This window comes from Streptomyces sp. NPDC005784 (assembly GCF_042871525.1).
In the GTDB taxonomy this organism is placed as follows: Bacteria; Actinomycetota; Actinomycetes; order Streptomycetales; family Streptomycetaceae; genus Streptomyces.
Genome location: NZ_JBIAIQ010000030.1, coordinates 96,437 through 109,557, shown reverse-complemented (window position 1 = coordinate 109,557; position 13,121 = coordinate 96,437). Strand labels below are relative to the sequence as shown.

7 protein-coding genes are annotated in these 13,121 nt (G+C 72.0%); 3 read left to right on the top strand and 4 right to left on the bottom strand.

Going from position 1 to position 13,121, the window contains the following annotated elements; all coding sequences use genetic code 11:
• Window positions 1-342: 342 nt before the first annotated feature.
• On the bottom strand, window positions 343-891 hold the full coding sequence (locus ACFYR3_RS34100; protein ID WP_355858679.1) for a MarR family transcriptional regulator: 549 nt from the start codon (window positions 889-891) through the stop codon (window positions 343-345).
• A 184-nt stretch (window positions 892-1,075) separates the two neighbouring features.
• On the opposite strand from ACFYR3_RS34100, the gene ACFYR3_RS34095 reads away from it, so the two are divergent.
• Window positions 1,076-2,350, top strand: a complete 1,275-nt coding sequence (locus tag ACFYR3_RS34095; RefSeq protein ID WP_355858676.1) for an MFS transporter — start codon at window positions 1,076-1,078, stop codon at window positions 2,348-2,350.
• A gap of 171 nt (window positions 2,351-2,521) precedes the next feature.
• On the opposite strand, the gene ACFYR3_RS34090 is transcribed toward ACFYR3_RS34095, so the two are convergent.
• Both ACFYR3_RS34090 and ACFYR3_RS34085 read right to left on the bottom strand, forming a co-directional pair.
• The gene (locus tag ACFYR3_RS34090; protein ID WP_355858673.1) at window positions 2,522-4,189 is read right to left on the bottom strand and encodes a SpoIIE family protein phosphatase; all 1,668 of its coding nucleotides are present in this window, start codon (window positions 4,187-4,189) and stop codon (window positions 2,522-2,524) included.
• Window positions 4,190-4,319: 130 nt separating this feature from the next.
• The gene (locus tag ACFYR3_RS34085; protein ID WP_389285781.1) at window positions 4,320-5,684 is read right to left on the bottom strand and encodes an NAD(P)/FAD-dependent oxidoreductase; all 1,365 of its coding nucleotides are present in this window, start codon (window positions 5,682-5,684) and stop codon (window positions 4,320-4,322) included.
• A gap of 373 nt (window positions 5,685-6,057) precedes the next feature.
• Between ACFYR3_RS34085 and ACFYR3_RS34080 the strand changes: the two genes are divergently transcribed.
• Together ACFYR3_RS34080 and ACFYR3_RS34075 are read left to right on the top strand one after the other, a co-directional pair.
• Window positions 6,058-6,837 carry a helix-turn-helix domain-containing protein gene (locus tag ACFYR3_RS34080; protein ID WP_355858667.1) on the top strand — a complete coding sequence of 260 codons (780 nt, stop codon included), beginning with the start codon at window positions 6,058-6,060 and terminating at the stop codon, window positions 6,835-6,837.
• 348 nt (window positions 6,838-7,185) lie between these two features.
• Complete coding sequence (locus ACFYR3_RS34075) at window positions 7,186-9,201, top strand: sigma-70 family RNA polymerase sigma factor (RefSeq protein ID WP_389285779.1); 2,016 nt, start codon at window positions 7,186-7,188, stop codon at window positions 9,199-9,201.
• Window positions 9,202-9,222: 21 nt separating this feature from the next.
• On the opposite strand, the gene ACFYR3_RS34070 is transcribed toward ACFYR3_RS34075, so the two are convergent.
• Window positions 9,223-12,999, bottom strand: coding sequence for a BTAD domain-containing putative transcriptional regulator (locus ACFYR3_RS34070; RefSeq protein WP_389285777.1), 3,777 nt, complete (start codon window positions 12,997-12,999; stop codon window positions 9,223-9,225).
• Window positions 13,000-13,121: the final 122 nt, after the last annotated feature.

Below are 13,121 nucleotides of genomic sequence, written 5' to 3'. Positions count from 1 at the left end.
TTTCCAGGTTCCCGCTTCCGCGTTTCCCTTTCCGGCGAGTCCGACTCTATCAGATCCTTTCGGGCCTGACTCCCAGTCAGCGGGGCTTGTCTTCGCGGCTGTTGGGCCGTTCCGACGTCTCAAACTTTAGCGGATCTTCCCGGCAGTTCCTAATCGGGCTGCCGTGCCCGAATCGAATTGAATTCGGGCACGCCGAATTCGCCCCGGTCGGGAGATCGTGCTGGTGGTTTGAGTGCCGCATCAGCGGCGGAGGTGTCGTCGCAGAACCGTTCCGGCCCCGTGGCAACTCGAAGAACCTTACGGATCCGCCAGGGCAGTGTCAACCTCTCCTGTCAAGATCTTTTAATCGAGGTCGCTGAGCCTGCCGCCCGCGTCCGGCTGGGCGTCCTCCACCCGTCGCAGCAGGCGGGTCAGGACCTCGCCCAGGACACCTCGGTCCTCGGCGGAGAGGTCCTGGAGCAGGTCCTCCTCGAAGACCGTGGCGAGGCGCATCGCCTCCAGCCACTTCTCGCGGCCCTCGTCGGTCAGCTCGACGATGACCCGCACACGGTTCGACTCGTCGCGCTCCCGGGTGACCAGCCCCTCCGCGAGCATGCGGTCGATGCGGTGGGTCATGGCGGCCGGAGTGAGGCCGAGGCGCTTGGCGAGCTCGCTCGGGCCGAGGCGGTACGGGGCGCCGGCGAGGACCAGCGCCTTGAGGACCTCCCACTCGGCGTTGCTGATGCCGAGGGCGGCGGTCTGACGGCCGTAGGCGACGTTCATCCGCCGGTTGAGGCGGGACAGCGCCGAGACGATCTTCTCGACCTGGGGGTCGAGGTCCTGGAACTCGCGCTGGTAGGCGGCGATCTGTTCTTCGAGTGCCGGCTCACTGACGCCGGGGGTGTCGCCCATGGCCCGAGTATCGCACGACGCCGCTTGATGTCGAAGTCCTTCAAGGTGTAGAGTTCAGGTTCTAACTTTAGCTTCGAAGTCTTCAGGCCTGCATCCATGCGCAGGGAACGTGTCACGGACACGGGCCCGGCACGGACGGGCCGGCACGGCTTCACGACCAAGGCAGGTGAAAGTGACCAGGGCGATGGGCGCAGCGATGCGCCGGATCCACGTGGGCAACGCACTCAGCGCGTTCGGGCTCGGCTTTACCGTCCCCTTCCTCTACGTCTATGTGGCGCAGGTGCGGGGACTCGGCTCCATGACGGCGAGCATCGTGCTCGCCGTCTTCGCCGTGGCCGCTCTCGTCGTGCTGCCGTTCGCCGGGCGGGCGATCGTCCGGCGCGGGCCGCTGCCGGTTCTGCTCACCGCCCTGGTGACCGCCGCTCTCGGTGCGCTGAGTCTCGGTCTGGCGAACAGCGCGACGACCGTGGTGCTGTCGGCGGCGGCGCTCGGTGCCGGGCAGGCCGTGATGCAGCCGTCGCTCGCGACGATGATCGTGGACTGCTCCTCGGCGGGCACCCGGTCGCGCGCCTTCGCGACACAGTTCTTCCTGCAGAACCTGGGCCTCGGTGTCGGCGGTCTCATCGGCGGTCACATCGTCGACCCCGACCGGGCGAGTTCCTTCACGCTGCTGTTCGCGATCGAGGCGGCGATGTTCCTCGTGCTCGTCGTGATCATGGCGACCGTCCGGATGCCGCACGCGCCGCGGATCCAGGGGGACACGCCCCAGTCCAGGGGCGGCAGCTGGAAGCAGCTCCTCGGCAACCGGGCCATGGTGCAGCTGTCCGTGCTGGGCTTCGTGCTGTTCTTCGCCTGCTACGGACAGTTCGAGTCGGGTCTTTCCGCGTACGGCGTCGAGGCGGCCGGGATCTCCACGTCCGCGCTCGGTACGGCGATGGCGGCGAACACGGCGATGATCGTGGTCGCGCAGTTCGCGGTGCTGAAGTTCGTCGAGCGTCGCAAGCGGTCCCGGGTGATCGCCGCGGTCGGACTCATCTGGGCCGTCGCCTGGCTGGCGGCCGGGTACGCGGGCCTCGGGCACGGCAGCCAGACCATGGCCACGGCGGCTTTCGTGTCGACGTACGCGCTCTTCGGGCTGGGTGAGGCGATGCTGTCGCCGACGATGGCTCCGCTGGTCGCCGATCTGGCGCCGTCGGGCATGGCGGGTCAGTACAACTCCGCCTTCGCCCTGGTGAAGCAGCTCGCGCTGGCGATCGGCCCGGCGGTGGGCGGCCCGATGGGGGCCTCGCTGCACGGCCCGTACATCGCGACGTTCCTGTTCTTCTCGCTCGGCATCACCGTCCTGGCCGTGCGGCTCGGGCGGCAGCTCACCCCCGTACAGAATCAGCCGTCGCTCGCGAGGAGCCGGGTGGTCGCGCAGGGCGGGACCGCGCCGGAGCCGGTGCCGGCGAGCGCCTGACGGTCCGCGCCCGACGGTCGGGCAGCCGGACGGGCGGGACACCGACGGACGTACGACGGCCGCCATCACGTCACGACGTGGTGGCGGCCGTTTCGTGTACGGACTCGGCTCCTCGAATTGGGCTCCCCGAATTCGGTACCCCGCGGGTTCCCCGGATTCAGGTCCCCGGATTCAGCTCCCGGCGCGCGGGAGCACGAACTCGCACCACACCGCCTTGCCGCCGCCCGGTGTGCGGCGGGAGCCCCAGTTCGAGGCGATCGTGGCCACGATCGCGATGCCGCGTCCGGCCTCGTCGCCGGGTTCGGCGCGGCGGCGGCGCGGGAGGTGGTCGTCGCCGTCGGTGACCTCGATGATCAGGCGACGGTCGGTGCGGCGCAGGCGCAGCCGCATCGGCGGGGTGCCGTGCTGGAGGGAGTTGGCGACGAGTTCGCTGGCGGCCAGGACGCCGAGATCGTGCAGATCGCCGGGGAAGCGCCAGCTGGCCAGCACGCCGGAGGCGAAGGCACGGGCGCGCGGGGCCGCCTCCATGCCGCCGAGCAGTTCCAGGGCGGCATTGCGGAAGAGCTCGCCCTCGGGGCCCGTACGGGATGGGTGCTGGAGGACGAGGACGGCGACGTCGTCGTCGTGGTCGGCGGTGACGCCGGCCGCGCGGACCAGGCGGTCGCAGATGACCTGGGGACTGCCCGTGGCGCCTGCCAGGGCGCGCTCCAGGGAGGCGATGCCCTCGTCTAGGTCCTCGTCGCGGCGCTCGACCAGACCGTCCGTGTACAGGACGGCGGTGGAGCCTGGGCCCAAAGGCACCGAGCCGGAGGCATGCAGCCAGCCGCCGGTGCCGAGCGGCGGCCCGGTCGGCTCGTCGGCGCGGTGGATGATGCCGTTCTCGTCGCGGACCAGGATGGGCAGGTGGCCGGCGGAGGCGTACACCAGCCGGCCCTCGTTCGGGTCGTGGATGGCGTACACGCACGTGGCGATCTGGTTGGCGTCGATCTCGGTGGCGAGGCCGTCGAGGAGCTGCAGGACCTCGTGCGGCGGCAGATCGAGACGGGCGTACGCGCGGACGGCCGTACGCAGCTGGCCCATGACGGCCGCCGCGCGGATCCCGCGGCCCATCACGTCGCCGATGACGAGCGCGGTGCGCCCGCCGCCGAGGGTGATGACGTCGTACCAGTCGCCGCCGACCGCCGCCTCCGTGCCGCCCGGCAGGTAGGTCGCGGCGATGCGCAGGTCGTCGGGCTCCTCCAACTCCTGCGGGAGCAGGGAGCGCTGGAGCGTGACGGCGGTCTCGCGCTGGCGGCGCTCGCTGGCGCGCAGCCGTTCGGCCGCCTCCGCATGATCGGTGACGTCGGTGGCGAAGACGAGCACGCCGCGGCCGTCGCCCTCCGGGGAGGTGTCGACGGGGGTGCAGGTGAACGTGTAGGAGCGGCCGGTCGACACCTTGCGGGACTTGACGGTGCGGGGCTTGGCGCTGCGCAGGACCTGGTCGAGGAGCGGCAGCAGGCCGAGTTCGTCCAGTTCGGGCAGCGCCTCGCGCGCCGGCTCGCCGACGGGGCGCGCGCCGAAGGCCGCCGTGTAGGCGTCGTTGACGTACGAGACGCGGTGCTCGGGGCCCTGCACGAGGGCGACGAGCGCGGGGACGCGGTCGAGAACCGCGCGCACCGGGAGTTCATCGACGGCGAGCCCGGGAGGGGCGTCGTCGGTCAACCGCTCGACGCGGGCCGCCGGCACGGAGCCTTCCCCGCGCCGGTCCGGGGCGGCCGTGTGCGCGGCCCTGTGCTCGGTCCGCGCTGCGGCGCGGCGCTGCGTTCCGGGGAGCCGGGCGCTCCAGCGCGTGAAGTTCACAGTGGGGAAAGCCTCGTGTTAGAAGGGCGAGCGGTTCACCCGCCCAAAGTCGTGGACCTGTCTGGCAGTCTGACCGACCGGGCCGACAACCTTCAGACGCCGTCCCTGCCGGTGGAGTTCCTCGGTCCGGTCAGGACGACCCCTTCGGGTCGGTCGGAGGCTTTCCCCCGGCCGCCAGTTCGAACTCCGCACGGGGGTGTTCGAGCGAGCCGAGGGACACGATCTCCCGCTTGAAGAGTCCCGCCAGGGTCCATTCGGCGAGCACACGGGCCTTGCGGTTGAAGGTCGGCACCCTGCTGAGGTGGTAGACGCGGTGCATGAACCAGGCAGGATAGCCCCTCAGCTTGCGCCCGTAGACGTGTGCGACTCCCTTGTGGAGTCCGAGGGACGCGACCGAGCCGACGTACTTGTGGGAGTACGTCTCCAGGGGCTCGCCGCGCAGGGTGTGCGCGAGGTTGTCGCCGAGGACCTTCGCCTGGCGCACGGCGTGCTGGGCGTTGGGCGCGGTCTCCTTGCCGGGTTCCGCGGTCACGTCGGGGACGGCCGCAGCGTCTCCCGCGGCCCACGCGTGCGCGGCGCCGTCGACGGTGAGCTGGGGAGTGCACTTGAGCCGGCCGCGCCCGTTCAGGGGGAGGTCGGTCGCGGCGAGGATCGGGTGCGGTTTCACGCCGGCCGTCCACACGACGGTGCGCGTCGGGAAGCGCGCGCCGTCACTGAGGACGGCGACCCGGTCCGCGCAGGAGTTGAGGCGGGTCTCCAGGCGTACCTCGATGTTGCGCCGGCGCAGCTGGGTGACCGTGTACTTGCCCATCTCCTCGCCGACCTCGGGCAGGATGCGGTCCGAGGCCTCGACGAGGATCCATTTCATGTCCTCGGGCTTGAGGTTGTGGTAGTACCGCGCCGTGTAGCGGGCCATGTCCTCCAGCTCGCCGAGCGCCTCGACGCCGGCGTATCCGCCTCCTACGAAGACGAAGGTCAGGGCCGCGTCACGGATCGCGGGGTCGCGGGTGGAGGAGGCGATGTCCATCTGCTCGATGACGTGGTTGCGCAGGCCGATGGCCTCTTCGACCGTCTTGAAGCCGATGGCGTACTCGGCGAGTCCGGGGATCGGCAGGGTGCGCGAGATCGAGCCGGGGGCGAGCACGAGTTCGTCGTACGTGACCTGTTCCGCGCCCGCGCCCTCCTCCTCGGTGGCGAGCGTGGTGAGCGTCGCGGTGCGCTTGGCGTGGTCGATCGACCGGACCTCTCCGATGACGATCCGGCACCGGTCCAGGACCCGGCGCAGCGGAACGACCACGTGGCGCGGAGAGATCGAGCCCGCGGCGGCCTCGGGAAGGAACGGCTGATACGTCATATATGGGTCGGGCGAGACGACCGTGATCTCGACCTCGCCCCGCTTCAGTTCGGGCTTCAGCTTCCGCTGGAGGCGCAGAGCGGTGTACATCCCGACGTAGCCACCGCCGACAATGAGAATGCGCGCACGTTCCTTCACCACCCCATGACGCACTCCGCTCCGGAGTTTGTCCACAGCCCCGACAATTTGTGTGACCGGTCGCCGACAACGTGCAGAGTTGGCCGATTTGCCGGAGTTCAGGGAAAAACTGCAGGTCAAGGTGGGTGAGGGGGGTACTCGGAGGGGGCGCAACCGGGACGTACCCGGCCCGTACTCCGATCGGGGGGCGCTCTGTGCGGAACCTGCCCCTTCTGAATTGACCCCCTCTCAACTATGTTCGTGTGTCGACGGGGTGTAGGGGGATGCGCTCAGCGGGTCGGTACGACGGGCTCGCGCACAAGCTGTTCCGCACGCTCCGGTCTGTCGATGGCGGGGAGTGTCTCCGGGGGGAGACGTCATTACCGGGGGAACGCTTATGCACATTCAGGACTCTCATTGGTCTTCCGCGTCGGCCATCGCACCTGGTGGTGCGATCGGCGCGGCGACGAGCGGCAACGGCCGCGGTCCGGTGGACGGATCGCGCACGACGCCGCTGCGTGTGGACGCACAGCGCAATCTGGAACATGTACTGCGCGCGGCGCGCGAGGTCTTCGGCGAGCTGGGGTACGGCGCGCCGATGGAGGACGTCGCCCGACGCGCGAGGGTCGGTGTCGGCACGGTGTACCGGCGCTTCCCGAGCAAAGACGTCCTGGTGCGCCGGATAGCCGAGGAGGAGACCTCCCGGCTGACCGACCAGGCCCGCGCCGCGCTCGGCCAGGAGGACGAGCCGTGGTCGGCGCTCTCGCGCTTCCTGCGGACGTCGGTGGCCTCGGGCGCCGGACGGCTGCTGCCGCCGCAGGTGCTGCGGGTCGGCGTCGCGGAGGACGAGCCCGAGGCGGACGAGGCACGGGTGCCGCAGCAGCGGTCCCAGCTCGCGCCCGAGTTGCGGCTCGTCGAGCAGCGACCCGCTCCCGAGGACGAGCCGGTGATCGCCGCGGTGGACGACGCCGGCGCGGCGGCGCTGCTCGAAGTGGTGGGCCGACTCGTCGACCGGGCGCGCGCGGCGGGCGAGTTGCGCGCGGATGTCACCGTGGCGGACGTCCTGCTGGTCATCGCGACGGCGGCACCCTCGCTGCCGGACGCGGCGCAGCAGGCGGCGGCCTCGGCCCGGCTCCTCGACATCCTGCTGGAGGGCCTGCGCTCGCGTCCGGCGTGAACCGGACCGAACTGTTCCGAGTACGCGGGTGCTCCGAGTACACGGGTGCTCCCGGGCGTGGGTGCGATGCCACTCGCGTACCGGGAGCCTCTCTCGTTCATGCCGCCTTGCACCCCTGCACCTGTGCCGTCATGCCTTCACCGCGTCACCTCAAAGCAGAACGGCAACTTCCCCGCATGCGGCGACGGTTGACCGTTGAGCATTCCCCGAACAAGTGACAGTTAGTACTGCTGAGCGATAACTCCCCTCGGACGAGTGGTTGGTCCGTACGAGGAGGCTCCGATCGGGGAGCCTGTGGCAATCTGTCCCGGTATTCGGGTCCGAGTGTGCAGGCGGGGGCTTTCCGCGATGAGCGTTGACGGGCGGGACGAGTCACTCGGTGACGGTGGCGCCGACGGCGGCACGGAAACCGGCGGCCCACCGTCGGGGCAGGTACCGAGCCAGGGCGGCCCGCACGGTGGAAGCCCACACGGTGGAAGCCCGGAGAGCGGAAACCCGGACGGTGACGCGGCCGACCCCGGCGTACCTTCGCAGCGCGACCGGTGGGATCGGCGCGAGGGCAGCGTTCTGCCGCCCCCGCCGGACCTGGTGCCCCAGCCGGACCTGGTGCCCCCGGTGGACCTGCCGCCCCCCGACGCCGGTCTGATCGAACGGATGCGCGCGGGCGACGACACGGCGTACGAGGAGCTGTACCGCCGGCACGCCGGGGCCGTCCGCCGCTATGCCCGTACCTGCTGCCGCGACTCGCACACCGCCGACGACCTCACGGCCGAGGTGTTCGCCCGCATGCTCCAGGCCGTACGCGGCGGCAGCGGCCCCGAGCACGCCGTGCGCGCGTATCTCCTCACCACCGTCCGCCGGGTCGCCGCGAACTGGACGAAGACGGCCAGACGCGAGCAACTGGTCGACGACTTCGCGGTGTTCGCCGCACAGGCCGTCCGTGGATCCGAGATCTCCGGCGGCGACACCCTCGACCTCGGCGCGGACGTACGCGCCATGCACGAGGCCGAGCAGTCCATGGCCATGCGGGCCTTCCGCTCGCTGCCGGAGCGCTGGCAGGCCGTGCTGTGGCACACCGAGGTCGAGGACGAGTCCCCGAGCGAGGTCGCCACGCTCTTCGGCCTCGACGCCAACGGCACCCGTGTGCTCGCCAGCCGCGCCCGCGAAGGCCTCAAGCAGGCCTACCTCCAGGCGCACGTCAGCACCACGCTCACCATGGACGAGGAGTGCGCGCGCTACGCCGACCGGCTCGGCGCCTACGCCCGGGGCGGCCTGCGCACCCGTGCCGAACGGGGGCTGCGCAAGCACCTGGAGGAGTGCGCCAGGTGCCGCCTGGCCGCCGGCCAGATCAAGGAAGTAGCCGGCGGGATCCCCGCCGTCGTGCCGGTCGCGGTCATCGGCTGGTTCGGTGCCGCCGGATACGCGAAGGCCGTCGCGCTCATCGCCGGTGGCGCCGGAGCGGGAGCCGCGGGCGCGGCAGCCGCGGCGGGCGGCGGCTCCGGTGGGGCGAGCGCCGGAGGCGGCGCCGCGCTTTCCGAGGGGATCGGCGCGCCGGTCAAAGCCGGTGTCGCGGCGGGTGTCGTCGCGGTGGCCGCTGCGGTGGTGGCACTCGCCCTGGTCGGCAACGAGAGCCCCGCCCGGCGGCCCGAGGCAGGACCGGCCGCCTCACCCGCCGTCGAAGCGCCGGTGCCGTCGCCGACTCCGCCCAGGACATCCCCCGCGCCCAGTCCACCGACGGTGGTTCACAGGCCGGCGCCGACCCCGCCCCTCAAACCGGGGCTGAGGCCCGCCCCGAAGCCGACACCCAGGGCGAGCCCGAGCCCGCCCCCCACACCGGCTCCGGCTCCGACTCCCGCTCAGCCGCCGAAACCCACCCCGACGAAGGCCGGCCCGAAGCCCACGCCGGCCCCGCCGCCTCCCCCGCCCGCCCCGGTCGTCTACCAGTGGAGCGAGCTGGAGTACGACGTCATCGGCGACCACACCAAGCCGGAGATGAGGCTGGGCGAGAGCAGCTGGGTCTGGCAGCGCGACGGAATGAGGATCGCGGACACCCGGTACGCGCCCGGAGTGACCGTCCACGGCCGGTCCTCCGTCACCATCGAGTTCAACCGCAGTTGCAGCTCGTACGACGCGATGGTCGGTGTCGACGACCTGATGCTGGGCCTGGGCAAGGTGCGGTTCTCCGTCTACGCGGACGGGTCCCCCTTGTGGCAGTCGCCGCTGATCGAGGGCGGCGACCGGGCGGTCCCCGTCCATGTGAACCTCACCGGCCACCGGACGATCCGGCTCGTCGTCGAACCCCACAGCCCGTTCGACTCGGCGTCGCTGGGGGATTGGGCCGAGTCGAAGTTCCTGTGCCGATGACAGTTCCTGTGCCGATGACACCTACTCGGCGGGGAACTCCTTGAGCGCCTCGGTCAAGTCACTCAGCGCGTCCTCCTGCGTATAGCCGGCCCCCCGGGCGCGCTCAGAGTCGTAGCGGTCCTGGCCGAGCGCCGCGAGGGCTGCGGCTTCGGTGCGCCGGGCCTCGGCGCTCTCACGGGCGGGACGCAGATCCCCGCCGCGCCAGCGGGTGCCGGCGGCGAGCAGCCGGGTCGCGACCGGGTGGGCGCCCACCTCCGTGAGGAGCCGCGCCGCGACCTCGACGAGGCCCGACGCCACCACGTCGGCGCACCGCCCGTCCATCGCGTCCCGCAGCGCGGCGTTCAGCTTCCGCAGGCCCCGCGCAGGGCCGGACTCGGCGGCCGTGACAATGGCGTCGACCCAGTCCAGCGCCGCCATGAACTGCGGCGGCGGAGTGCCCCGGCGACTCTCCTCACGCGCGCTCTCGCACAGTTCGCGCGCGCGGGCGACGTCCCCGTCGTCCAGGACCACTTGGGCGCGCAGCAGATGGACGAACGCCCGGGAATCCATCACCCCGTACAGGTCGGCTGCGGCGCTCGCCTCGTCCAGGGTGGCCAGGGCCACGGACCGCTCGCCCGCGCGGTAGGCGATCTCGGCCAGCCGCGCCATCAGGAACGGCACCTCGGCGTACGCCCCCACCTCGTAGGCGAGTCGCAGCGCCTCCTCGTACTCGCCCTTCGCCTCGTCGAACCGGCTGCGCGCCATCGCCGCCTCACCGGCCGCGCTGCACACCTGGGCCCGCATCCAGCGGTCCCCCACCCGTCGGCTGAGCCCGCGCAGTTCCGCCAGGTCCTCGTCCACCCCGGGCATACCGCCCGGGGCGTCGACGGCCACGTGCGTATGGAACATCAGGGCGACACCGATCTCCCATTCGCCGCCGTACTCACGGCAGTTGGCGACCGCCTTGTCCATCGCGGGCCGTGCGTCGTCCGGATCGCCCAGGAAGTGCGAGGCCATCGGCCAGATGATCCCCGGCATGCGCGCCGCGTCCGGACCGCCCTTCTCGAAGGCGGCCCGCACCCGCCCCACGTACTCCCGCAACCGCACGTCCCCCCACTCGTCCAGCGGGACGACGTCCACCTTCATGAACAGGTGGAGCATGCGCAGCCGCATCCGCATGGCGCGCAGCGGGTGCCGCTCGTCGCGCTCGGGATGATCGAGAAGTGCGCCGACCGGATCTACGCCCTCGAGCTCGGAGAAAAGGCTTTCACCGGCGGCGGACGCGACACCGACGGCGGTCTCCGGGCCGGCGGCGGTCGACGCGCCACCGCTCGCGGCATGAGGCCCGCTGCCACCACGGCCACTGCTCGCGCCATGAAGCCCACTGCCACCACCGCCACCGCCGCGAATGCCGTTTCGGCCACCGCCACCGATTCCACCGACGCCATGGCTGCCACTGCCGGCTTGGCTGCCGCTGCCCGTGTCGCCGCCGGTCGCCGTCGCGCAGTCGCCGGCGGTCGTCGCACGGTCCCCGGCCGGCGCGTCGAGCAACGCGCCCAGTCTCAGGACGAGTTCCGTCCATTCGGCGCCCTCGCGATGGAAGTTGCGCAGCCACCAGAACCAGCCCATGTCGAGGACCAGGGCACCCGCCTCCTCCTCGTCATGGGCGGCGAGCGTGCGGTGGAGGGCCGCCCGGATGTTGTCGAGCTCGGTCTCCAGGCGCCGGATCCAGGGGAGTTGGCCGGCGGAGCGCAGCTGGGGCTCGGCCTCCTCCGTCAGGGCGCGCACCCACGCGCGGTGGCGCCGCTCGGCGGCGGCGCGCAGTTCGGGAACTTCAGCGGCGCGCTCGGTGGCGTACTCGTGGATGGTCTCCAGCATGCGGTAGCGCATCCCGCCGCCGGCACCGTCCTCAAGGGTCCCCGCGCCCCCCGCGGTCCCGGTGCCACCGCCGCCTTCCCCACTGCCCTCGCTCCGGCCGCCGCTCTCTCCGCCGTGCCGGCCACGCCCGCCGTGTTCGCCGTACCCGTCGCCGTATCCGCCGCCGCATGTTCCAGCCGTACCGTCCATGGCCGCCGTGCCGACCATGCCGTCCGGGGTGGCGACCAGGAGGGACTTGTCGACGAGCGCGCCGATGAGGTCGGCCGCGGGACCCGTGCACACGGCCTCCGCGGCCGCCAGGTCCCAGCCGCCCGCGAACACCGACGCCTCGCACAACACGGTCCGCTCCCGCTCGTCGAGCAGATCCCAGGACCAGTCGACGACGGCACGCAGGGTCTGCTGGCGGGGCAGCACCGTACGGCTTCCGGAGGTGAGCAGCCGGAAACGGTCGTCGAGCCGGTCGGCGATCTGCCGGGGGGTGAGCAGCCGCAGCCGGGCGGCGGCCAGCTCGATGGCCAGCGGCAGGCCGTCGAGCCGTCGGCAGATCTCGTCCACGGCGGCGGAGTCGTGGAGCGCGGTGCCGGCGTCGGGGCGGACGACCGAGGCCCGCTCCATGAAGAGGCGGCGCGCGGAATCGGGCGGGAGCGGCTCGACCGGGCGCACCAACTCGCCTGGGACGCCGAGGGGTTCACGACTGGTGGCGAGGATCGTGAGCCCCGGGCAGCGGGTCAGCAGCGTCTCGGCGAGTTCGGCCGCCGCGTCGATGACGTGCTCGCAGTTGTCAAGGATCAGGAGCTCGCTGCGCGGGGCGCAGTACTCCACGAGCAGGGCGACCGGGTCGTCCTGCGGAACCGCCATCTCGTTGGTGATCAGCGCGGTCTCACGCAGACCGAGGGCGCTGACCACCGCGCCCGGGACCGCCTCGGGCCGGTCGAGCGGGGCCAGCTCGACCAGCCACGCCCGCGAAAGCCCGGCGGCGGCTTCCTCGGCGAGGCGGGTCTTTCCCGAACCACCTGGTCCGGTCAGCGTGACCAGGCGTGCCCCCTGCACATCCGAACGGATGGCCCCGAGCTCGCGTTCCCGCCCGACGAACGAGTTCAAACGGGGACGAATGTTCCCGGTTCGCTGAGCACGGGAGGGGTCCCCGGAACTGAGACCGGCGGTCGGCCCGGACGGCGCGGCAGCACCCGTGCCGGATCGGGGCCCCTGCGGCCCGCGAGCATCCGACGGGTCCAGCAGCGCGGCGTGCAGGGCCCGGAGTTCGGGCCCTGGATCCGCGCCGAGACCGTCCATCAGCCCACGGCGCACGTCCTCGAACGCGGCCAGCGCGTCGGCGCCGCGGCCGGTCTCGCGCAGCGCGCGGATGAGCAGAACGTGCAGCGCCTCGTCGTACGGGTGGGCCGTCGTCAGTTCCTTCAACTCCGGTACGACGTCGGAGGCGCGGCCGAGTCGCAGGTCCGCCTCGACGCGACTGCGCGTCGCCTCCAGACGCAGGGCCTCCGGGCGGGTCGCGGCGGTGCGGTCGGGGAGGTCCGCGAGGGCGGGGCCGCGCCACAGGGCGAGGGCTTCGCGCAGTCGGGCGGCGGCGGTACGGGCGTCGTCGTGGTCGAGCGCGGTCCTGCCCTCCGTGACGAGCCGTTCGAACACGAACAGGTCCACGTCGTCCTTGGCGGCCCGGAGCCGGTAGCCGCCGGCCTCCGAGGCGACCGCGTCCTTCCCGATGGCCCGGCGGAGGCGGCCGACCAGTGCATGCAGCGCGGCCGGAGCGTCCTGGGGACGATCGTCCGCCCACACCTCGTCGATCAGGGTGTCCGGGGTGATCGTGCGGGCGGGGTGGCAGGCCAGGGCCGTGAGCAGCGCGCGTACCCGGGGGCCGCCCACAGTGACCAGGGCCCCCCGGTCGTCCTTTACCTGGGCAACCCCCAGAATCCTGTACCGCACGCCCCTATTCTCACCGTCTCACCCCGGCGAGGACACCGCGTTACCCCGGCGAGCCCACCACGACCGCCCTCACCTTCCCGAGTCCCCCTGCCCCCGGCACAGCCACAGCCTTTTTCGCCCCC